The sequence below is a fragment of the Shewanella waksmanii ATCC BAA-643 genome (genome assembly GCF_000518805.1).
GTDB lineage: Bacteria > Pseudomonadota > Gammaproteobacteria > Enterobacterales > Shewanellaceae > Shewanella > Shewanella waksmanii.
The window spans coordinates 77,348-98,651 of the sequence record NZ_JAEH01000014.1 but is presented as its reverse complement, the minus strand read 5'-3'; the positions used below and the strand labels follow the sequence as shown (position 1 = coordinate 98,651).

The window sequence follows — 21,304 nt, the reverse complement described above, 5'->3', positions numbered from 1 at the left end:
CTATTTTCTCCTCAAAGTAATGGTACTGGTGACTTGATCTTCACCACTATTCATAGAACCGGTATCGACACGGAAATCCGCCGATGCTAGCTGCTGGAACTGTTCAATTTGTGCATAACTCTTGGCCGAGACCTGCATGCGTAGCTCGCCTCGTCCGGCATCAAACCGCAGTGTGCTTGGTTTAAGATCAGGAATTTTAACGAAGGTCGGCTCAAGGCTTTCTAACATAGTGAAAAATTCGCCGCCGGCTCCCTGCCCTTTAAGACTGCGTAATTCTCTATCCATTTGCGAGCGCAGATTAACAATACGCGAACTACCTGGAATCACTTGCTTGTAAATGGCTTCACTTTGCACCCGTAAGCGCTCTTGCTCAGCATTTAACTGATGAATATTCAATCCTTTATTGACCATCGCCAGTACCAGGCCGACCACAATCACAATGGCAGCATTACGCCACAGTGTCAGATGCTTGCCGTATTCACGTTTGGGCGTATAAGCGCCGCTAAGTAAGTTAAGCGGGGCGTTAACAATCCCTTGAGCGAGGACTAGCATAGGCAAATCAAGCGGTTGCGGCTCAATATTAATGCCCTCAACGTTAAGCTCGGTATACCCAGCCACGGTAGGCGTATCGCTTTGTTTAGCCAGCATTTGCGGTAACGCCGCATTAAGCCAAGTCCCATTGAGGCTCATGCCTTCACCGGCACTGGTGCGAACTAAATAGTCTTGATTAAAGGCCATCATAGCCCAATCACATTCGGCTAACGGTAGCGCCAGACAATCCGGTACGATTTGCTTTGGCTTAAGTCCCGCCTCTGTTAGCCAAGATAACCACTCTTGCATCTGCTCGTGAGCAACCACAGCCACACTGAGTGACTCACCTTCTCTCGGGCCAGTGACGAAATGCAGTTCATCTACATCTTCTGCCAATGTCTCTTCCAGCATAAACGGTAAGGCTTTAACCGCTTGGCGCTGACCTTTCTCTGGTAATTCAACCGCGGTTAAAGTGATAGCAGAAGACGGCACTAAAACATCAACGGGTCGCTGACCAGCGCGTTCAGAAAGCGTAGATAATGCCGCAGCATCAGGTAGCTCTCCCGAAGCAATAATTTCTCGCTCCTGTTCAGACCAAACCAGCCAAGAGCAAGGTTGCTCTGCGGTTCTGCCTAAACGGATAAATAATCGTTCACTCACTGTCGTTCTCCGTGGTGTTATCGTTGCTGTTGGCCTTAACACTGGCTAAGTACCGCAAACACCCTATTTGTTCTATTTGTTAGTCGTTACACAGTAGGAAAAATACTACTTTTGCCCGCCAAATTGCCGGGTAACAATTTCTAAGTTATTGCCGCCACCCAACTTCATCACACTTTCTAAGCGGAAGGTGGCATTATCAACAATCGCGCCAGCATCCAGTAAAAAGTAGCTACTCTTTAGTGCGAACGCAGACTTGTTAAAGTCAGACTGTGACTGCACATTACCTAGCGATGAATTAGACCAAAAGTCATCTATCGAATCGTAGCCGTCACCAGGACGCTGGTTAATAATACTTTCAGCTTCGCCAATACCAATATTGTTATCCATCATGCCCGCGAGCAATGCCGCTTGCTCAACCTCAATGGTATTCACATTCAATACCATGGTTTCTACCCCAGGGATCACACAAATATAAGGTAGCAGCTTAAGATAAATATCTTGGGTATACCCCATTACTGCGCGCAGTTCACTGCGATGATTCATCAAGGTATTTGCCGCTCGATAAGGCACAGCACGCGACTCATACTCGGCATCTTCAGCACCAAACGGACTCGCTGTCGTATCTTCGTCAATATAATCTTGCAAGGTGTGAGTCAATCGCTCAGCGGCAAAATCATCCATACCTAGCGCGACTAATAAGCCTTTATACTGCACAGCTGGCGGTGAAAGTTTAGGCTGACCACCCTGCACTTCTGTGCTCTTTGTCGCTAATGAGTTTAAATTAAAACAAGACTGTAAATCGCTTATCTTACCGCCTATTTGGCCCTGCTCGGCAGGAAATACCACATCAGCCTGTGCCCAGTACTGTTGTAGATGCACTTCACCATCATCGGCATCTTCCATGTCTTGCTTGATCACTTTTTTGGCCAGCTCTTCAGCAGAAATCGCATACCAAAATGCTTGTTCATACTGCGCTAAATTCAATGTGCGCCTGACCGACAGCTGGTTGCGGCCATTAATGTTGGTAGCAATAATCGCTACCATCGCCACAATTAACATCACAACAATTAACGCAACCCCACGCTGCTTAGACGGCAATCGACGTTTCATGGCTAATTACCTTGCCTATTGTTACCGGTATTATTGTTGCCACCGTTATTGTTGCCGCCATTTTCAGTGTCGTCGCTTTCGTTATCATTGCTGCCATTATTATTGCCACCGTTATTATTGCCGCCATTGTCATCACCACTGCTCTGTGATGTACCCGCTGGCAATAAGAACTTACGCTGAATAAGACCTAAACCTTCGACTTCAATTTCCATGGCAATCGCTTTGGGCAGCTTGGTCGCGTCAACTTTTCGCTCCCACTTATCTTCCATAAAGAAAGAGTATTCCACTGAGACCACATTTTCGATCACCACAGTTTTAATTGGCTCGGCACCAAACTCGGGTTCTGGGTAAGGAAAGTGCCAACGCTCTAAATTACCTTCAACCACGACATAGGCCACCGATTGCAGACTGCCGCGGGGTAAGATCCCTTCAGGGTTTAACCAGCCAATTCTAAAAAACACTAACGATTCAGATTCTGAATCAAACATATCTGAGCCGGTTTGAAATACCGTGGTACCGCGACCACCTTCGAGTAAACGCGGTGTGCGAGCGACCATTTGCCCTAAGTCGCGCTGCAGCGCCCCAAACCCTTGTTGCATCGCTTTTAGGCGCACGGCAAAATCTTTGGTGGCTTCATCATTTTTCATTACCGTTTGCAGCACCGAATTTGCAGCTAGACCAATCATGGCAAAAATCGCGATTGCCACTAACATCTCAAGTAAGGTAAAACCACCACGTCTATTTGGCATCGGGGTTCAGCACATAGCTGCTCACTTGCGCAACAATTCGGTCGTAGCGTGAATCGTCACTAACATTGATACGGATCATCCGAAAATTATCATCGGTGGTTTTAATCACTTCTTTACGCCAAAACCACTCTTGATCAGCCAACTCTGTTGAGCCCTCTTTCTTGCCCAACTCGGGAAACTTGCTTTCCAAGCGCGCTTCAACCATTTCGTTGCCAGCCACCCACTGAGCTAGAGTGCGCTGCTCCAAAATAGGCATATTGGCCATTTGGTCACCCAAGCTTTTTGTGATTGATACCGCGGCGATAGAAAATACCGCTAGCGCGACAATCACTTCTAGCAACGTCATCCCCTGCTGGCTAGCGCGCATGAGTAGACCCCACCATTAATGCGGTGATGTTACATCGGGCCCTATGGCATTGACTAATCGTCAAAACCATCGTCTCTCCCCAGAGTCATCCGACCCAATGCATCACCAACAACCAAAGCTTCAATCTCTTCACCGAGTTCATTTTCAGCCAAAAAACTCAGCTCAAAGCTACTCATTTCACCGCTCGGAAACAGCATGATTTGCGGTTCTGGAAACTTCTTCTTGTCATCTTCTGACTTTTCAATCAAAGGTTCATCGAACCAAGACTCATCTTCTTCGTCTTCCTGAGTCAGCGGTAAACCTTCAAGTATCAAGCTTAACGTCACGCCATATTCCATCTCTCTGGCGGTTAACATGCGATCGGCTTGCAGCGGCTTCCATTGACCATCATCATAAAACACATACTCATAGCGATTATCGTCAACAACAATGCCAAGAAAGTGGCCACTTAATACCGTTTCATCCAACACCATCTCTGTGGTGGCCATAAACTGATTGGCGATCCGATTAAGCTCTTGCTGACGATCTGCACCACTAATTGATAGGGTCACAGCCGCTGCTGCAAGCCCCATCAATAAAGCCACTAACATTACCTCCAGTAAGGTAAAGCCACGTTGGTGTGATGCGCGCATGATGTAGTTTTCGATTACTGGAAGTTTTGTAGGTCCCAGTTACCGATATCATCTTCGGTACCTGGTTGACGATCTGCCCCAGCACTAAAAATGTCTAAAGTGCCATTTTCACCTGGGCTCAGTAGTAAATACTCATTGCCCCATGGATCTTGCGGCAAACGTCTAATGTAGCCGCCTTCACGATAGTTACGTGGCTCTGGAGAAAGCGTAGGTTTTTGAACAAGTGCTTCTAAGCCTTGTTCGGTTGTTGGGTATACGCTGTTATCGAGCTTATACATATCCAATGCATTTTCTAATGCCACAATATCTGAAACCGCTTTTTGCTGATCAGCTTTGTCTTTGTTACCCATTAGATTGGGGACGACCATAGAGGCCAAAATACCAAGAATCACGATTACAACCATGACTTCTAGCAAGGTAAAACCTCGATGTTTTTTGCTCATTTGCATTGATTACTTCCTCTGACGGTATTGCCCTTCAGCTGCCACTATTCGTTATTTAGCTAAAGGAAATGAAATTAATATCTGCTTAACCACTGATCATGTTGTTAAGCTCTAATATCGGCTGCAAAATAGCCAATACAATAAACAGCACCACGGCAGCCATACTGACAACCAGTAACGGCTCAAACACACCCAAGGCGATGTTAACATTTGACTCAAACTCACGATCTTGGTTGTCGGCAGCGCGCTCTAACATATGTTCTAGCTGGCCACTTTTCTCACCCGATGTGATCATATAGAGCATCATAGGCGGGAAAAGTTTCGTGTTACCTAAGGCCGCGCCCAAACTGGTACCTTCACGAACACGCGCAGTCGCTTCTTCAACGGCGGCGCGTACTTTAACGTTCATCAATACTTCGCTTGCAATGCGCATGGCATCAAGCAGCGGCACAGAACTAGCAGTCAAGATACTCAAGGTGCGAGCAAACCGAGCGGTGTTCAAGCCTTTACTGACACGACCAATCACCGGCAAGTGCAGCAGTAACGTATCGAACTTCATTCGATATTCACTCTTACGCAATAGCTGCTTGATGACAAAAAATATCGCCACCAACACACCAAGAATAACTAAACCATAATCGCGGATGAAATCAGACGACACAATCAGCAACTGGGTTGTCCACGGTAACTCTTGGCCCATGTGTTCAAACTGACCCACAACCTGCGGTACAACCGCGGCGAGCAAAATAGCAATAACCGTAATGGCGACCACAGTGAGTACCACTGGGTATATCATGGCTTGGGTCATCTTGCTTTTGAGCTGTTGACGGCGTTCGGTGTAATCAGCCAAACGATTTAGGACGACTTCTAAGTGGCCTGATTTCTCGCCAGATGCCACCATGGCGCGATAGAGATCATCAAAGATATGCGGAAACTCAGCCATAGAATCGGCCAAGCTGTAACCTTCAACAACCCGTGAGCGTACTGCCATCACCATACTGGCTAGGCGGTCTTTCTCACATTGTTGACCAACGGCCTTTAACGCTTCTTCAACGGGTAGACCCGCTGCTACCAAAGTCGCGATTTGGCGAGTAATAAGGGCCAACTCGGCCACTGAGATGCCGCGCTTAAAATTGAAGCCGCCAGATTTAGCCTTACGCTCTTTTTCGACAACTGGGGTGATATCCAGCGGCATAAGGCGTTGTTCACGTAGCTGACTACGGGCATGGCGAGCCGTATCAGCTTCAACCACTCCCTTTTGCTGCTTACCCGCCGTATCTAACGCTTTATACTCAAATGCTGGCATGATTATTCCTCGCGGGTGACGCGCAGTACTTCTTCAAGCGTGGTCACACCGGCTAGCACTTTACTCATACCATCATGACGAATACTGGGCACTTCTGTGCGAATATACTTTTCAATGGCCAACTCACCACGGCCAGTGTGAATAAGCTCACGGACATGGTCATCAACCAGCAATAACTCATGAATACCGGTTCGGCCACGGTAGCCATTGAAACCACATGACTTACAACCCACCGCACGATAGATGGTGCGAGTATCACTGGCGTCGATGCCTAGTAATTCACGCTCACGCTCATCTGGCTGATGCTCAGACTTACACTCCTTACACAGCGTCCGAATAAGACGCTGTGCTAGTACGCCCAGCAAACTCGACGATACCAAGAAGGGCTCTACGCCCATATCTTGTAGACGGGTTATCGCACCAGAAGCGGTATTGGTGTGCAAAGTTGAAATCACCAAGTGACCGGTTAACGAGGCTTGTACCGCAATTTGCGCGGTTTCTAAATCACGAATCTCACCAATCATCACCACATCGGGATCTTGACGCAAAATAGCGCGTAAGCCCCGCGCAAAGGTCATATCAACCTTAGTATTAACTTGCGTTTGGCCAATACCTTCAAGTTCGTACTCAATAGGATCTTCAACCGTGAGAATATTGGTATCTTTCGAGTTAATCTCGGTCAAACCAGCGTACAAGGTGGTACTTTTACCTGAACCAGTAGGACCGGTCACCAAAATAATACCGTGGGGCTTGCGGATTAAGTCATCAAATTGCACCCGAATATTTTCGGTCATGCCCAGCTGCAGTAAATCTAAGTTACCGGCATTTTTATCCAACAAACGTAATACTACCCGCTCACCATGGCTTGATGGCATGGTTGATACACGCACATCAACTGCACGTCCCGCAATACGCAAAGAGATACGACCATCTTGTGGTACGCGCTTCTCCGCGATATCTAAGCGAGCCATGACCTTGATACGTGAAACTAATAACGATGAAAGCTTGCGGTTTGGCTTAAGCACTTCTTTAAGCACACCATCAACCCGGAAACGCACGACGAGCTGTTTCTCGTAGGTTTCAATATGGATATCTGAGGCTTCTTCTTTAATTGCTTCAGACAATAATGCGTTAATCAGCTTGATGATCGGTGCATTATCATCGCCTTCAAGCAGATCTTCAGTCTGTGGCAACTCTTCGGCTAGGGTGAACAAATCCATTTCATTGCCAATATCTTCCATCAGCTGCTGCGCTTCTGAAGAGTTGGCTTGATAGACTTGCGTCAGTTTAGCTTCGAAGATAATGGGATCTAACTGGGCAATATTGAGCTCTTGCCCAGTATAGCGACGCACCTCAAGCATTGCTGCCAAAGGTGTCGTGAGGGTGTGATACAAGGTTAGCGCATCCTGCTCATCTTTATCTAACACTAACGAGTAGCGATGGGCAAACGCGAACGGTAAACGCTCGCGGCTACTAGAGTGAAACACCTCATCCGACTCGGTTTCACTGGCCAACCCAAGCTCCGAGGAAACTTGGGTTAACTCTTCATTCGGAGTCGCTTGATTATCACTCATCTTCAGACTTTTCTGCCGCTTTTGCTTCTGTTTCAGCTTGCTCTTTAGCGGCTGAATCGGCCGCTTTTGACTCGCTAATATGTCGCAATGCTGGGTCTGTTTCACGCATCTTGGTTTCTAAGTCTTTACCGTCTTTATAACGCTGCAGGACTTCATTAACCTCTGGAGGCAGATACGCTTCTTGATCCCATTCTTCTAAAATCGGTACGTCAGCATTAGGCATTAAGTTCACACCACGTTCTTGCTGCTCAAGCTGCAATGCGCGGAAATAGTTGTACTTACGGCCGGCAATGCCTTCCATAGTGATACCGTCACGAATAATCGTTGGCTTAATAAACACCATTAGGTTCTTTTTCTTCTTACCGCTAGAAGAAGACTTAAATAGGTGACCGATAATAGGAATATCGCCTAAGAATGGCACTTTCTGCACGCTTTCTTGAGTTTCTTCATTAATCAAACCGCCTAATACAACAATTTGACCCGAGTCAGCCATGACCGTGGTAGTGAGTCGGCGCGTCGCAAAGGTCACATCGACCCCGGTTTTACCGTTAATGCCTGATACTTCTTGCTCAATGGTTAGCTTAACCGAAGTACCTTCGTTAATCTGTGGCACAACTTTTAATTTAACCCCAACTTCCTTGCGCTCAACCGTTTGGAATGGGTTGTTATTGTTCGAGCTCGATGTTGAACCAGTTAGAATCGGTACTTCATCACCCACAATGAACGAGGCTTCTTGGTTATCAAGAGTGGTAATTGATGGTGTTGCTAATACGTTAGACTTAGTATCGCTCGACACCGCTTGAATCAAGGCACCAAAGTCGCCCATGGCTACGCCCCAAGCCATACCGTTTACCTTGCCCAGCGCTTGCGCTAGTAAAGTAATGTCACCTTGTACTTCTGGGTTGTCGGTACAAGTCTTGTTATCACCTGAACCGGTACAGGTTTGCGAGGCTTCTTGTGGCTGCGCTTGCCAAACACCCGCACCAATTTCACCAATGGTTGGACCTAAGTTGTTAAACTGTGTTCCACCGCCTGCGGCACTGGCCCATTGCACACCAAAACCAACGTCATCACCTTCGGCAACTTCTACGATAATGGCTTCAACCAATACTTGCGCACGGCGAATATCCAGTTGATTGACCACGCTCTCGATGGTACGCATCTGATCAGGCTCAGCACTGATCACCAAGGCATTGGTATCTGCGTGGGCCATAATGTTAATTTCGTTGCGGCGCTTGCTACGACCCGCTTGTGGTTGACCGCCATCTTGATCATTGACCAGTTTTTCTGCAAAACCGGTTAACACTTCAACCAGATCTTCCGCTTTGGCATAACGCAGGTAACGAACTTTAGTATTGCCCGTATTGGCTTGCTCTGCATCTAATTTACGAATTAGGCTAACAACACGCTGACGGCTTTTTTCATCACCACTAACAATCACCGCGTTGGTGCGTTCATCGGCAACGACTTTAGGTGCTTGCCCAGGTAGCTGAGATTGGTTAGCAGTAGAACGGTATAGGGTATCGACAATACGCACTATTTCACCGGCAGAGGCATGTTCAAGCGGGACAACTTGAACCTCTGTATCACCTTGCTTATCAACGCGACGAACAATCTCAACGAGCTTGTTCACTACCGCTGCTCGGCCAGAAATCATTAATACATTGGAAGGGTCATAGTTAACAACGTTACCGCCACCGGCGTTGTCATTAAGCTGCCTAAGCAATGGCGCCAGCTGTTTAGCTTCGGTGTTATAAAGTGCCACGATACGTGTCACCATCTCATCACCTAGACCGGGTGCATCATCATCTGCAACACGAATAGCAGATGTTTTCGCGTCTTTGTCTTTAATGACTTTAATGATGTTGTTGTCCATTTCGACAACCGCATAGCCGTAGACTTGCAATACATTGAGGAAGAATTGGTAATATTGTTCGTCATTAAGCAGATCATAGCTACGAACATTAATCTTACCGCGCACCGTCGGGTCAACGATGATAGTACGATTTAAGTTTTTACCAACAATGTTGATAAACTCTTGAATATCGGTGCCTTTAAAATTGGCCGCGTATTGCTCTGACCAAGCGAGTGTGGGCGCAAACAGCGAAGCACCCGCTATCACGCCAGCAATTAGCTTACGGCGAATCTTGTTATTATTCATTGTCGTTACGTCCCCTAAACCCTTCTTTATTGCGGCAAACTAAACATGATCTCAACCAACTGATTATCTCGCTCGACCATAAGTGAGATTTCCGTCAATTCGGGCAGCTGTGCCATGACTTCTAATGCTTGGCTCATATCGGTGAGATCATAGCCGTTCATTGATTTTGCTAAATCGTTGGCTTTAAAGCCAGCTTGTTTAAATAAGTCTCTATCTTTACCCGGGTTTAATCGATACCCGCTAAGCTCACCACCACTGCGCACGGGTGAAATGGCTAAATAATCGGTAATTTTGCTGGGATCAGCCAATAACTCATCCCGTGACTGTTGCAACTCAGCCGCCACTTTGCGGTTGGTACGTTGGTCAACTTGGGTCACTTTACGGTCGACTTTAGCTTGCTGAAGCTGCTGATTGGCTTGACTTTGTGTTTCATACTCTAAGCCATCAAGCATTAACGTCTCATAGCGACCGCTGTTGGTAATAATGATGCGATCAGCGTACACCTCTTTCAGTGACGCTGATGTGCCTTTAATTTTGTCACCTAAGCCATAGGTGTTTTGACTGCCGCTTGAGGCTATAACCGCTAAGCCTTTTTGCTCAGACGTGGACGCAACCACTCCGGTCAATTGAATCGACAGTGAAGTTTTGGGTGCATCGGTTATCATTTCGACAACATGCTCAACTTTGGCGTTACTTGAATCTTCATCATGTTGACCAAACAAGCCCAATTTTTGCAGTCCAGCAATATTGGCAGGTCCAGAACCCGAAGATGAAACCGGAGTTGGACGCCAATTTTGAGGCGAATCAGCGCCTGGAATGAGCTTCCATGTGATTTGCGCTAACAGGTAAAGAGCAATGACCAAACCAAGCCAAAATGTGGCTATACTCAAAGGCTTATGTGGTATCCCTGCCGCCTTGTTTAATACTTTATCTAATAAATCCATATATGCGGACCCTCTACACAGGCCTCTGTTCTGATTAAGATAATTTAGGAATCTCTGACTCATGCTAACCTACACAGCTAATAGCAACAAGCCCATAACAGTAGCTAAATTGGCGCACGCCTAGTAAATATGCTAACTTTACGCGCCTAAAAAGGGTGTGAAGTCAGTCGCTATAATAGGTGAAATCCCACTAAAAATACCGACTTCTTCCTCAGCTTGTGAGCTTGCCCACGCTACAGTGTAAATGGAGACGTCATGAGTCATTCCCATGAACCACAGCACACCGTCCGTCTCGATAAATGGCTATGGGCTGCACGATTTTATAAAACGCGTGCCATAGCCAAAGAGATGATAAATGGCGGTAAGGTTCACTACAATGGTCAGCGAACCAAATCCAGTAAACTAGCAGAGCTAGATGCTGTAATAAAATTAAGACAGGGATATGACGAAAAAGAGATTGTCATAAAAAAACTGTCCGATCAGCGTCAAAAAGCGCAGATCGCGCAAACCTTATACGAAGAAACGCCTCAAAGCATAGCGAAAAGAGAAACCTATGCCGAAGCTAGACGTTTAAACGCGCTTAATAATCCTGCGCCGGATACTAAGCCCGACAAGAAACAACGTCGTCAATTAATACGCTTTAAAGAAAGCTAACGTGAGATTGAAATGAGTAAAGATACATTACACCGTTACCTGTTCGACAACGCCGATGTGCGCGGTGAAATCGTGCAGCTGGAAAGCAGCTACCAAGAGATCTTGGCTGCCCACCAATACCCAGTAGCGATTCAAATACTGCTTGGTCAGCTAATGGCCGCAACCTCGCTGCTGACCGCCACACTGAAGTTCTCAGGTGATATCAGCGTCCAAGTTCAAGGTAATGGACCCGTTTCTCTTGCGGTTATTAATGGCAATAACCTACAACAACTGCGTGGCGTCTCACGTTGGCAAGGTGAGGTGGCTGATGATGCAAGCCTAACCGAACTGATGGGCACTCAAGCTCATATGGTAATCACCTTAACACCAACTAAAGGAGAACGCTACCAAGGTGTTGTCGCCTTAGATAAAGAGACGCTAGCCCAGTGCTTAGAGCAGTATTTTGCTCAATCAGAGCAGTTGCCTACCAGTATCCACCTGTTTGCCAATGGCCAACAGGCAGCGGGCATGTTGCTTCAGGTTCTGCCGACCGACAATGACCACAATGCTGAATTTGAGCACTTAGAACAGCTAACGGCGACAATTAAAGCCGAAGAGTTGTTCGAACTGCCAGCTACCGATGTATTGCATCGACTTTATCATCAAGAACAAGTGCGCTTGTTTGACCCGATCACAGTGAGCTTTAGCTGTACCTGTTCACGTGAGCGCAGCGCTCAAGCGATAAAGACAGTAGCAAAGGCGGAAATTGACAGCATCATCGCTGAAATGGGTAAAGTGGATATGGGTTGTGAGTATTGCAATAGCAACTACAGCTTCGACTCTATCGATATTGAAGCCATTTTTGCTAATACGGAAGCGCCAGCGGCTAAACAATAATTATCCGCAAGATTGCCAAAATAAGAGGTAGCCGTGTGCTACCTCTTTTTTTTGGTCAATTTAGCGATCTTCCTCACACATTGCGCAACGCATAAGTTACAATCACGCCAAAGGCTAAATTACCAAAGAGTGATCAGCCTAAAAATAATTATAAAGTAGCAAAAAATAACTGGCGTAAGACCAGAAACATAATCATCCCGACCTCAAAATGGAGACCTTACAAATGGCGGATGGATCTAACCAAACTCACAGAAATCCCTCAACAGCACAGCTTGTCGAATTTGCCCTTGCACGCCAAGAAGGTCAATTGACTGCCAATGGTGCACTTGTCGCAAAAACAGGCGAACGTACCGGACGCTCTCCTAACGATCGCTTTATCGTCAAAGAACCTAGCAGTGAAAATGATATTGATTGGGGCGCAGTTAATAAGCCGTTCGAAATGACAGCTTTTAACGCCCTATGGGACCGCGTTCAGGACTACTTAGCAGATAAAGAAACCTTTCAATCTGACTTAGAAGTAGGCGCCGATCCTGCACATTATCAACCGATACAAGTCACCACCGAAACCGCTTGGCATCAACTGTTTGCTCGCAACTTATTTATCGTTCCTGAGCAGTTTAATCCAGCTGACAAGCCTGTATGGCAAATCGTTAATGCACCTGGTTTTGAATGTGTGCCCGAGCGAGACGGCACCCACTCTGATGCCACTGTGATTATCAATTTTGCCGATCGTAAAGTGCTGCTTGCAGGCTTGAAATACGCTGGCGAAATGAAGAAGTCGATGTTCTCTGTACAGAACTTCTTATTGCCAGCCAAAGGCGTATTGCCTATGCACTGTTCTGCCAACGTGGGCAGCGATGGCGATACCACACTATTCTTTGGCCTATCAGGCACAGGGAAAACCACCTTGTCAGCCGATCCTAAGCGCTTCTTGATTGGTGATGATGAACACGGTTGGGCTCCCGGTGGCGTATTTAACATTGAAGGCGGCTGCTACGCCAAGTGCATCGATTTGAGTCAAAAGAATGAACCGGTTATTTGGGATGCGATTCGTTTTGGCACAGTACTGGAAAATGTCACTATGGATGAGCAACGCATCCCTGACTACAGTAATTCAACGCTAACTGAAAACAGTCGTGCGGCTTATCCTTTAGAGCATATTGCACAGCGTAAAGAGGAAAACCGCGGCAATGAGCCCCACGCAGTGGTCTTTTTGACCTGCGATGTTTCAGGGGTACTGCCACCGGTTTCAGTATTAACCAAAGAGCAAGCGGCCTATCACTTCCTGTCGGGCTATACCGCTAAAGTTGGCTCAACTGAAATGGGATCAACCTCGGCCATTCAGTCTACGTTCTCAACCTGTTTTGGTGCGCCATTCTTCCCGCGTCCAGCTGGCGTTTATGCTGAACTATTGATGAAGCGTATCGAAGCATTTGACAGCCAAGTCTATCTCGTGAATACCGGGTGGACAGGTGGTCCTTATGGCGTAGGTAAACGTTTTGATATCCCGACAACTCGAGCCATTGTTGACGCGATTGTAAGCGGTGAACTCAAAGGGGTTGCAACTGAGCATCTTGAAAAGCTTAACTTGCATGTTCCTACCGCGGTAAGCGGCGTTGATAGCCAACTACTTAACCCTATCAACACATGGGAAGACCAAGCGCTATACAACGAGTATGCACAAAAGTTGGCCCAAAGCTTTAGCGATAACTTTGCTAAGTACCAAGTGCCTGACTCGATTAAAGATGCTGGCCCAAAAGCCTGATCGCTAGCACTTAAAGCACGGCTTTAGTGCCGATAAACATCCCGGTTTCAGCTTCGCTGCGCCGGGATTTTTTATGCTCGCAACACAAAAAGTAAAGCAAGCTTGACTTATTGTTCAGCTCAGCCTAAATTAAAGTCAAGCAAGCTTTACATTTGAGTTTGACTATTTGATACACGAATGAGTAAGGAGACTTATGAGAGCCACAATAGAAGCAATCTGCGCCAAGGGGTTACCCAAGCGCGACATTCACAACGCAAATCGAGTCAATCTGTTGGCCTTGTTATGGGCCAGTACCATGTTACTCGGTACCGTGATTATTGGATTAGAGTTTCCATTACGTGATGTTGTTTTTACTGCAGTGTTGCTGCTACACATTACCATCAGTATTATGATGTTGTTGGCCTTTAAACGCTTTATCACTGAGCTTGATGAGCTAGAGAAAAAAGTCCAGTTAGATGCGCTAGCAATCGCGGTGGGAGTCGCTATTATCGTATTCTCTAGCGGCTCAATACTGGCAAATGCCGCCTTAGTGCCTGAACTTAAGCCGTGGCTACTCATTATCATTATCGCTGTGACCTACATGGTTGGCATCATTAAAGGAAGATTGGCTTACCGATGAATAATCGCCTCAAAGAATTACGGGCGCAGCGCCGCTGGACTCAAGCTGACTTAGCCGACAAATTGGAAGTATCACGCCAGACCGTTAACGCTATTGAAAAGGGTAAGTATGACCCGAGTTTGCCGTTGGCATTTAAACTGGCGCGGCTATTTGACAGCCCAATAGAATCAATCTTTCAAGAAGAGACTTTAGAACCCAGCCGTTAATATCAATATCGCTTGCACTCCACGGTACAAGCGATACCTAGTCTGCTAGAACAAAGCTTGAGTTAACTGAAAACTCAAGCCAACTTGATTAGCGCTGATTTCGTTAATATTCCTTGTTATGCTGCAATATTCATCTTCATGTTAATTGATGAATAACCAAGAGTAGTCACTGTTTAATCACTCAATTTAATTCACAGTTAAACAAGGACAGCAGCATGACATTAGGAAAACGACTTAAACAGTGCAGAACAGAGCGTAACCTCAGTCAGCCTGAGTTAGCTGAGCTCGCTGGTATTGAACAATCTTATCTCTCTAAACTGGAAAATGATAAGTCGCTGCCATCCAACGACGTATTTCGCCAACTATTAACAGCATTGGCAATGACAACTTCAGAGTTTATCGAATCTATTGATACACAAAAGTATCGCCAGCAACTGATGCAAATTTCAGACATTGAAACCGTCATTAATCATCGCAAAGTAAATCAATTCATTTACCAGCGTCGGGTCCTTTACCTCTGTGCACTATTAATCGTTGCCGGAGTCACGGTGTTCTATACCGGTGTCAGTAAACAGCTATTTCCTCAGCAGCAGTTTCAGTATCAATCCTTAGGGATTGTGTTACCTGGAGAGCCACTCGATATTTTCTCATCCTGGTCACACCGAATGGCGACGACAACTGAGAATGACCGCCAACTACGCAGTCAAAAGCGGCTAGAAATGGAACAACGCCGAGACGTCCACTTTATACTCACAGCAGTGAACCAAAGCCAACAATTCGTCGCCGATGATCCACAAGGAAAAAGACTCTACACCTTAGATAAACAGGTGGAAGTACCGCAACCCATTAACGCATGGCTACAAATTATTGGCGTCATGCTGTTTATTAGCGGTGTGGTCGGTTTTGGGTTAGAAAGGCGGCTGTATCAACTCGTCACCTGTAATCAATCACTTTAAACCAATGTAACCATGAGCAATGTGGCGGTTGCTCAGTGGTTGCACTTGTCAGCAAATTAATGAAATATAACGGAGTCTTAATACTAAATCTGCATCAAGATGGATGACCAATCATGCGCCTACGATCACTTACCGCATTTGTCAGCATACTCGCCGGTAGCACTGCTTTTTGTGCCCTCGCCGCTGACCACACTCATACGCCAACACGCGCCAACACCTACGTAAACGATGCTATTTTACCGCCCATTATGCAATGGCAAGGTAACAGCGAATCCCTTATTGTCGCCGCCGATAATGAATGGGCAACCCCTTTTGAACAACACGGACTAAAAACCAGCCCGAGTTACGACGAAACCTTTAGCTGGCTGGATAAGCTTATTGAACAGACCGACATGTTCAAAAAAGTCAGTTTAGGTAAAAGCCCTCAAGGCCGGGACATCTGGATGATTGTCGCCTCCAAAGAGGGCATCGATGATCCGCAAAAGTTGCAAGAGCTTGGCAAACCCACTTTGCTCGTGCAAGCCGGTATTCACTCGGGTGAAATTGACGGTAAAGATGCCGGTATGATGTTGCTGCGCGATATGGTTTTTGGCAACAAAGCCGAATTGCTCGACAATGCTAATTTATTATTTGTACCAATTTTCAGTGTTGATGGACATGAGCGTAGCACCGATGTAAACCGCGTCAATCAACGTGGTCCGGTAGAGATGGGCTGGCGAACGACTGCTAACAATCTCAATCTCAATCGCGATTACGCCAAAGCTGATGCGCTGGAAATGCAGCACATGCTAGCCGCTATCAACCTTTGGCAACCTGACCTATATATCGATGTGCATGTGACTGACGGCATTGATTATCAGTATGACGTCACTTTTGGCTACAACCTGTCCCAAGGCATGAGCCCCAGCGGCTACCAATGGTTAGAAAAGCAATATCGCCCTGCCGTAGAGCAAGCGTTAACCGCGCAAGGTCACGTGCCAGGGCCACTCGTATTTGCGATGGATAACCGCGATATGAGTAAAGGCCTGTCATTATGGAACCCCAGTCCACGTTACTCAAACGGTTACGGTGATGCCAGACATTTGCCAACAATTCTCATTGAAAATCATAGTCTCAAGCCGTTTAAACAACGAGTGTTAGGCACCTATGTGATGTTAGAAGCCAGTCTTAAAGTCGTTAGCCAGCAAAAGAGTAAGCTTCGAGCGGCAATTCAGCAAGACAATTTCCGCTACCCGCAAATGGTAACGCTCACCTGGAAGCAAGAACAACAGGCACAAGGTTGGGATTTTAAAGGCATCGACTATAGCGTAGAAAAGAGTGAGATTAGCGGTGCGGATGTCGTGCGCTGGAATGGCCAACCTAAGTTATACCCTAACTTACCTGTGATTGGTTCCACTAAAGCTGATATTCGCATTAAACGCCCTAGCGCCTATTATATTCCGCCGCAATGGCAACAAGTGATAGAACGTTTAGCGATCCACGGCGTACGTATGACAACGCTCAGTCAACCAACCACATTGGCATTGCAGCAAACAACTTTTACTGACTATGACTTTTCTGAGTCAAGTTATGAAAGCCGCCAGCGCGTTGAGGTGACGACAGACCAAGCTAAGATCACCACCACCTTAATGCCAGGTACAGTGAAAATAGACACCAAGCAACCGCTGGGTGATCTAGCAATATTGCTGCTCGAACCTCAGTCTCCAGATTCCTTCCTGCAGTGGGGGTTCTTCAACCCCATCTTTACCCGAACTGAGTATATTGAAGAATATGCTGTGGAGCCATTAGCTGCGCAGATGCTGGCCGACAACCCAGCCTTACAAGCAGAGTTTGATACTGCGCTGCTTGACCCCATGTTTGCCACTAACCCTAAGGCCCGTCTACGTTGGTTTTATGAGCGCAGCCCCTACTATGATCAGCAATATCGTGTTTATCCGGTATTAAGCGCACAGTAGCCAGCAGCGGCACCAGTAATCATTAACGAATAGCTGGTGCCAATACTAAGCTGGTTTGGTCGCTGCAATGGAAAAGCATAATGGAATACGCTGTTGCTGATGCAAAATATAATAGCGCTCATCGCTTTCACCCAGCTGGCCACCGGCAATCATATCGGCAAAGCAATTGTAGGGTGAGTAGTCAAACTCACTAAATTGTTGCAAACAGAGCCCAGCCTTGAGCAATGCACTAATCACATCCGCCAAAGAATGTGGCCAAGTGACCATGGTGTGCTTCTCATCGCTGGCGTTCTCAGTGTAGGTCCCCTCCTGCTCAACATCAGCTTGCTCCTGAGCAAAATAACTGTAGCCCTCTAGCATCGCTTCAACAGGGTGAAACTCCACCATATAAAACTGACCACCCGCTTTAAGACTACTGGCGATAACCTCTGCCCATTTGTCTAAGTCGGGCAGCCAACAGATGGCACCGTATGAGGTAAACACTACATCAAACTGGCGTTGTAACGTCGCTGCTGCCGAATAGAGATCGCAACATACAAACTCAGCGTCAATATCGGTTTTTGTGGCTAACTGCTGCGCCTGTTCAATGGCCACCGATGATAAATCAACACCTGTGACCTTGGCGCCTTCCCTTGCCCACGATAAAGTGTCTAAGCCGAAATGACATTGCAGATGCAACAAGGACTTGCCCTTAACATCTAAGGCACTGAGCTCAATTTCATTCAGCGAACTTTTACCTTCAAGAAAGCCCGCAACATCATAAAATTTTGAGCCCACATGAGTTTTAGTCCGCGCATCCCACGCGGCTTTATTTAATGCTAAATAGTCCATATCTACCTATTGGCTTCCTATCTCTGTGCACTTGGTCAATTGTGCTAATAATTGCGGTAAAAGCTAACACCTTTCGATAAATCACGCCAATTTAAGCAGACGCCCACGCAAGTGGCAGGAGTTAAAAACCAATAAATACAGCAAGATACAAATATGGCATAAAGTCTGCTTTATAAACAGCATATGAGGAAATAAATAGATTAAAAAGGGAATACACATGCTAAAACGCTCGATACTATTGTCTACTGTTTGCGCTATCAGCTTATCTGGCTGCATCATCAATGTCAGCAAAGCCAACATGGCGCCGCTTGAACATAAACACCAATCCTTGCAGCTCGATGCCACTGAGCTAGAGGGCTTGATTGCGACCACTGGTGCCGGAGCGCTCAATATTCAAGGTGTAGCTGGTTTGAATCATGTCAAACTAGAAGCCGATATCTACACCCGCGACGGCATCAGCCCAAATTTATCTTTAAAACGCCAAGGTAATCAGGCCATTGTTGTCGCCGATTTCAACGACCAATCATACTCAGGGCGCTCACCTTATATCGACGTAACGCTCAGAGTTCCGGCACGCTTTAACATGGAAATCGAAGATGGCTCAGGCTCCATTGACATCGATGGCGTCAACGCCAACATTGCCATCAGCGATGGTTCAGGCAGCCTGTCAGTCACCAATGGTAACAACCTCACCATCAATGATGGTTCCGGTTCTATTGCGGTGCGCGATATTCAAGGTGAAGTGTCGGTTGACGATGGTTCAGGCTCTATGGAGCTAGTAAACATTGGCGGTGATGTAATGATTAACGACGGTTCGGGCGATCTCAGTGTTAGAGATGTCGCCGGTAAAGTCACCATCGATGACGGCTCAGGAGATATCGATATCAACAATGCACAAGCCTTGAACATCATCGATGCTGGCTCTGGTGATGTTACCGTCGATAATGTTGAACGGAGTATGGCGATGTAAACTGGCTCGCCCAGTCCCATACGCAGTTCCAAACACAAGCGCAGTCACAATCTTCCCGGCGCAGCGACATCAATCTAGTTAGAACATGTCGCTGCCCACCCTAGTTAAATCCCCCCCCAAAGCTAGTATTTACTTACGTAACAGAAAACTTGGCGGGATATCGCCAGCGATAAACTAATAGCGCTGCAGTTAACACAATCAATCCGACCCGCAACCCAACGACCTGCCACAGCAAAGCTTGATCAATCAGCTTTTCGCCAATACAGACCACCAGCACTAAATACAGGAAACTAAATACTTGCAGTACTCGAGTTTGGCTCAATGTCACCAAAGGGATGAAGCGACAAGCCACAAAAGCACAAAATAGCCCCACAAATGCGCCCATCACCACATCAACAGGCCAATGCGCTCCCACCATTACACGTGACATTGCGACCATCAATGCGACGCCAATAACAGTCAATTGCACCGAGAGTTGACGCGTTGCCAACACAATAAGACCCGCTAACAAGAAAGCAGTCGCAGCATGTCCAGAGGGAAAACTATGACTTAAACGAGTCTCACCAATAATATGTAGAAAATCCAACACTGCAGCAGGCCGAGGCGCATCGTAATAGCCCTTCAAAGCAGGCACCAACAATAGAGACATGATACTGGCGACAACCACTCTCGCCACCATATCGGGGCGATAAACTAAATAGGCAAGTGCCAGAAAACCAAGTGTTGCACCGTCACCAATATCGGTCAACATGGCGAGTAAGCCTGGCGGAAATAACTGGCCAAATTGATTAAGTTGGCTAAATACCGCCAAATTAGTCGCATCGTTGAGTAGTAATAGATGCAGCGCAAACAAGAACAATACTAAGAGTTTAAAACTCACATCGGTGAGTACGCTTGGCGATACTATCGCTTTTGGGTAGATGACCTGCTCTGTCACAGGGTGTTCCTCGCAATAAGTCTATCTTGCCAGCTTAAACACAGCACTGTGAAATTTTAGTGAATGCCGACCTCAATCTGCAGCAAAATAGCTGCAGAAAAAGAATCGTGTGTGGATATATTCATCTATTTAACTAAACAATAAATAGTAAAAATAGTTTATTAGCAGTAAATATTAACCAATAATGTGAGCATGCAAGCAATGACAGCATCATTTTATCTGTGATGCGATCAGAGCTAACTTTTGTGTTTTATTCAGCTTTTTAATCGCCGCCTCGCGTTTAGAGGCACTGGAGCGGTCTGCCTGCGGCTCTTGATAAACCAAAACTAATGGACCCTTGCCTCGCAAAAACTTAGCCCCTTTAGGGGCCCCGTCACTGTGCTCAGCAAATCGCCGCGCCACATCGGTGGTAATACCGGTATAAAGCTGACCTTTTGCACAGCGAATGATGTACACCCACCATTGCGTTGGCTTAGCAACACCTGTATCAGCAGCTTCAGTCATTCCCCAACCTTAGCGGCTTAAATTTAGCTAATTTATGCGCCAACTTTGGCGTTAATTCAAACATATTCCACATTGCGTAAGACACCATCAGGCCACTATATACGATTAAGGCGTGGCGCATCCATTGCACTTGAGGGAAATTAGCAAAGCCATCTCCACTTTGGCTGTCGACGACAATCAAGACCAACAAAATCCCTAAATAGCATAACGCCTGCCTGCTACGATTAAGTTGCCAGTCAGTGCAGCAGCGGCTGGCCACAAAAGCACACAACAGCCCAACTATGGCCCCAAGCGCCACATCTTGGGGCCAATGCGCACCGGCTGCCACCCGTGACCCACCGACAACCAAAGCGAGCATCAATGCGGCGACGCGCAGTACCGTGTTTGGCTTATGTAAGTAATACCAATCAGTATAAACATTTAGTCACTCAGCGAGAGTTTAGCGGTTCTGAGGCAAGGCAACGAGTGAAGAGCATAGTTATTCTACGGTTAAGCTCGTTAACACAGCATCAGAATCGCTAAAACTCGCCATTCTGGCGCGTTTTTGGCTACCT

22 protein-coding genes are annotated in these 21,304 nt (G+C 46.6%); 8 read left to right on the top strand and 14 right to left on the bottom strand.

Annotated features, from left to right (window positions below; translation table 11 throughout):
• From gspL to gspC, 10 genes are all read right to left on the bottom strand, one after another.
• The gene (gspL, locus tag L865_RS0108810) at positions 1-1,191 is read right to left on the bottom strand and encodes a type II secretion system protein GspL (RefSeq protein WP_028772891.1); all 1,191 of its coding nucleotides are present in this window, start codon (positions 1,189-1,191) and stop codon (positions 1-3) included.
• Positions 1,192-1,296: 105 nt separating this feature from the next.
• Positions 1,297-2,301, bottom strand: coding sequence for a type II secretion system minor pseudopilin GspK (gspK, locus tag L865_RS0108805; RefSeq protein WP_028772890.1), 1,005 nt, complete (start codon positions 2,299-2,301; stop codon positions 1,297-1,299).
• Between the two features lie 2 nt (positions 2,302-2,303).
• On the bottom strand, positions 2,304-3,050 hold the full coding sequence (gspJ, locus tag L865_RS0108800; RefSeq protein ID WP_028772889.1) for a type II secretion system minor pseudopilin GspJ: 747 nt from the start codon (positions 3,048-3,050) through the stop codon (positions 2,304-2,306).
• Positions 3,040-3,417: a type II secretion system minor pseudopilin GspI gene (gene gspI / locus L865_RS0108795; RefSeq protein WP_028772888.1), complete on the bottom strand. Its 378-nt coding sequence runs from the start codon at positions 3,415-3,417 to the stop codon at positions 3,040-3,042. The genes gspJ and gspI overlap by 11 nt, the downstream gene beginning before the upstream one ends.
• Positions 3,418-3,470: 53 nt before the next feature.
• Complete coding sequence (gene gspH, locus L865_RS0108790) at positions 3,471-4,049, bottom strand: type II secretion system minor pseudopilin GspH (RefSeq protein WP_028772887.1); 579 nt, start codon at positions 4,047-4,049, stop codon at positions 3,471-3,473.
• Positions 4,050-4,063: 14 nt separating this feature from the next.
• Positions 4,064-4,498 carry a type II secretion system major pseudopilin GspG gene (gspG, locus tag L865_RS0108785; RefSeq protein ID WP_028772886.1) on the bottom strand — a complete coding sequence of 145 codons (435 nt, stop codon included), beginning with the start codon at positions 4,496-4,498 and terminating at the stop codon, positions 4,064-4,066.
• 79 nt (positions 4,499-4,577) lie between these two features.
• Positions 4,578-5,798 (bottom strand): type II secretion system inner membrane protein GspF, encoded by a 1,221-nt coding sequence (gene gspF / locus L865_RS0108780; RefSeq protein ID WP_028772885.1) that lies wholly within the window; start codon positions 5,796-5,798, stop codon positions 4,578-4,580.
• 2 nt (positions 5,799-5,800) lie between these two features.
• Entirely contained in the window at positions 5,801-7,372 is a 1,572-nt protein-coding gene (gene gspE, locus L865_RS0108775; protein ID WP_028772884.1) for a type II secretion system ATPase GspE, read from the bottom strand.
• Positions 7,365-9,533, bottom strand: coding sequence for a type II secretion system secretin GspD (gspD, locus tag L865_RS0108770; protein ID WP_028772883.1), 2,169 nt, complete (start codon positions 9,531-9,533; stop codon positions 7,365-7,367). The genes gspE and gspD overlap by 8 nt, the downstream gene beginning before the upstream one ends.
• Before the next feature lie 26 nt (positions 9,534-9,559).
• Positions 9,560-10,477: a type II secretion system protein GspC gene (gene gspC / locus L865_RS0108765; protein ID WP_028772882.1), complete on the bottom strand. Its 918-nt coding sequence runs from the start codon at positions 10,475-10,477 to the stop codon at positions 9,560-9,562.
• Positions 10,478-10,732: 255 nt separating this feature from the next.
• On the opposite strand from gspC, the gene hslR reads away from it, so the two are divergent.
• From hslR to L865_RS0108730, 7 genes are all read left to right on the top strand, one after another.
• A complete protein-coding gene (gene hslR / locus L865_RS0108760; RefSeq protein ID WP_028772881.1) occupies positions 10,733-11,131 on the top strand; it encodes a ribosome-associated heat shock protein Hsp15 in 399 nt (132 codons plus the stop codon).
• Between the two features lie 12 nt (positions 11,132-11,143).
• Positions 11,144-12,007, top strand: a complete 864-nt coding sequence (gene hslO, locus L865_RS0108755) for an Hsp33 family molecular chaperone HslO (RefSeq protein ID WP_028772880.1) — start codon at positions 11,144-11,146, stop codon at positions 12,005-12,007.
• A gap of 208 nt (positions 12,008-12,215) precedes the next feature.
• Positions 12,216-13,772 carry a phosphoenolpyruvate carboxykinase gene (locus L865_RS0108750; protein WP_084632503.1) on the top strand — a complete coding sequence of 519 codons (1,557 nt, stop codon included), beginning with the start codon at positions 12,216-12,218 and terminating at the stop codon, positions 13,770-13,772.
• Between the two features lie 193 nt (positions 13,773-13,965).
• On the top strand, positions 13,966-14,391 hold the full coding sequence (locus tag L865_RS0108745) for a hypothetical protein (RefSeq protein WP_028772878.1): 426 nt from the start codon (positions 13,966-13,968) through the stop codon (positions 14,389-14,391).
• On the top strand, positions 14,388-14,597 hold the full coding sequence (locus L865_RS0108740) for a helix-turn-helix transcriptional regulator (protein WP_028772877.1): 210 nt from the start codon (positions 14,388-14,390) through the stop codon (positions 14,595-14,597). Before L865_RS0108745 ends, L865_RS0108740 begins: the two co-directional genes overlap by 4 nt.
• A gap of 215 nt (positions 14,598-14,812) precedes the next feature.
• Positions 14,813-15,553: a helix-turn-helix domain-containing protein gene (locus L865_RS0108735; RefSeq protein ID WP_028772876.1), complete on the top strand. Its 741-nt coding sequence runs from the start codon at positions 14,813-14,815 to the stop codon at positions 15,551-15,553.
• Between the two features lie 113 nt (positions 15,554-15,666).
• A complete protein-coding gene (locus L865_RS0108730) occupies positions 15,667-17,508 on the top strand; it encodes a M14 family metallopeptidase (RefSeq protein ID WP_028772875.1) in 1,842 nt (613 codons plus the stop codon).
• Between the two features lie 45 nt (positions 17,509-17,553).
• Here the strand turns inward: L865_RS0108730 and L865_RS0108725 are convergent, their stop codons facing one another.
• Complete coding sequence (locus L865_RS0108725) at positions 17,554-18,339, bottom strand: class I SAM-dependent methyltransferase (protein ID WP_028772874.1); 786 nt, start codon at positions 18,337-18,339, stop codon at positions 17,554-17,556.
• Between the two features lie 217 nt (positions 18,340-18,556).
• Here L865_RS0108725 and L865_RS0108720 point away from each other — a divergent pair, with 217 nt between their 5' ends.
• Entirely contained in the window at positions 18,557-19,309 is a 753-nt protein-coding gene (locus tag L865_RS0108720) for a DUF4097 family beta strand repeat-containing protein (RefSeq protein ID WP_037470845.1), read from the top strand.
• 133 nt (positions 19,310-19,442) lie between these two features.
• On the opposite strand, the gene L865_RS23460 is transcribed toward L865_RS0108720, so the two are convergent.
• The 3 genes from L865_RS23460 to L865_RS0108705 all read right to left on the bottom strand — a co-directional run bounded on the left by L865_RS23460 (position 19,443) and on the right by L865_RS0108705 (position 21,126).
• A complete protein-coding gene (locus L865_RS23460; RefSeq protein ID WP_051484530.1) occupies positions 19,443-20,246 on the bottom strand; it encodes a phosphatase PAP2 family protein in 804 nt (267 codons plus the stop codon).
• A gap of 210 nt (positions 20,247-20,456) precedes the next feature.
• Positions 20,457-20,750 carry a GIY-YIG nuclease family protein gene (locus L865_RS23455; RefSeq protein WP_037470843.1) on the bottom strand — a complete coding sequence of 98 codons (294 nt, stop codon included), beginning with the start codon at positions 20,748-20,750 and terminating at the stop codon, positions 20,457-20,459.
• Positions 20,743-21,126, bottom strand: coding sequence for a phosphatase PAP2 family protein (locus L865_RS0108705; RefSeq protein WP_281171113.1), 384 nt, complete (start codon positions 21,124-21,126; stop codon positions 20,743-20,745). Before L865_RS0108705 ends, L865_RS23455 begins: the two co-directional genes overlap by 8 nt.
• Positions 21,127-21,304 lie beyond the last annotated feature (178 nt).

Bases quoted from the DNA above. Each gene is read 5' to 3' on its own strand.
- gspK (WP_028772890.1), bottom strand. From the start codon at position 2,301: ATGAAACGTCGATTGCCGTCTAAGCAGCGTGGGGTTGCGTTAATTGTT.
- gspJ (WP_028772889.1), bottom strand. From the start codon at position 3,050: ATGCCAAATAGACGTGGTGGTTTTACCTTACTTGAGATGTTAGTGGCA.
- gspI (WP_028772888.1), bottom strand. From the start codon at position 3,417: ATGCGCGCTAGCCAGCAGGGGATGACGTTGCTAGAAGTGATTGTCGCG.
- gspH (WP_028772887.1), bottom strand. From the start codon at position 4,049: ATGCGCGCATCACACCAACGTGGCTTTACCTTACTGGAGGTAATGTTA.
- gspG (WP_028772886.1), bottom strand. From the start codon at position 4,498: ATGCAAATGAGCAAAAAACATCGAGGTTTTACCTTGCTAGAAGTCATG.
- gspF (WP_028772885.1), bottom strand. From the start codon at position 5,798: ATGCCAGCATTTGAGTATAAAGCGTTAGATACGGCGGGTAAGCAGCAA.
- gspE (WP_028772884.1), bottom strand. From the start codon at position 7,372: ATGAGTGATAATCAAGCGACTCCGAATGAAGAGTTAACCCAAGTTTCC.
- gspD (WP_028772883.1), bottom strand. From the start codon at position 9,533: ATGAATAATAACAAGATTCGCCGTAAGCTAATTGCTGGCGTGATAGCG.
- gspC (WP_028772882.1), bottom strand. From the start codon at position 10,477: ATGGATTTATTAGATAAAGTATTAAACAAGGCGGCAGGGATACCACAT.
- hslR (WP_028772881.1), top strand. From the start codon at position 10,733: ATGAGTCATTCCCATGAACCACAGCACACCGTCCGTCTCGATAAATGG.
- hslO (WP_028772880.1), top strand. From the start codon at position 11,144: ATGAGTAAAGATACATTACACCGTTACCTGTTCGACAACGCCGATGTG.
- L865_RS0108750 (WP_084632503.1), top strand. From the start codon at position 12,216: ATGGAGACCTTACAAATGGCGGATGGATCTAACCAAACTCACAGAAAT.
- L865_RS0108745 (WP_028772878.1), top strand. From the start codon at position 13,966: ATGAGAGCCACAATAGAAGCAATCTGCGCCAAGGGGTTACCCAAGCGC.
- L865_RS0108740 (WP_028772877.1), top strand. From the start codon at position 14,388: ATGAATAATCGCCTCAAAGAATTACGGGCGCAGCGCCGCTGGACTCAA.
- L865_RS0108735 (WP_028772876.1), top strand. From the start codon at position 14,813: ATGACATTAGGAAAACGACTTAAACAGTGCAGAACAGAGCGTAACCTC.
- L865_RS0108730 (WP_028772875.1), top strand. From the start codon at position 15,667: ATGCGCCTACGATCACTTACCGCATTTGTCAGCATACTCGCCGGTAGC.
- L865_RS0108725 (WP_028772874.1), bottom strand. From the start codon at position 18,339: ATGGACTATTTAGCATTAAATAAAGCCGCGTGGGATGCGCGGACTAAA.
- L865_RS0108720 (WP_037470845.1), top strand. From the start codon at position 18,557: ATGCTAAAACGCTCGATACTATTGTCTACTGTTTGCGCTATCAGCTTA.
- L865_RS23455 (WP_037470843.1), bottom strand. From the start codon at position 20,750: ATGACTGAAGCTGCTGATACAGGTGTTGCTAAGCCAACGCAATGGTGG.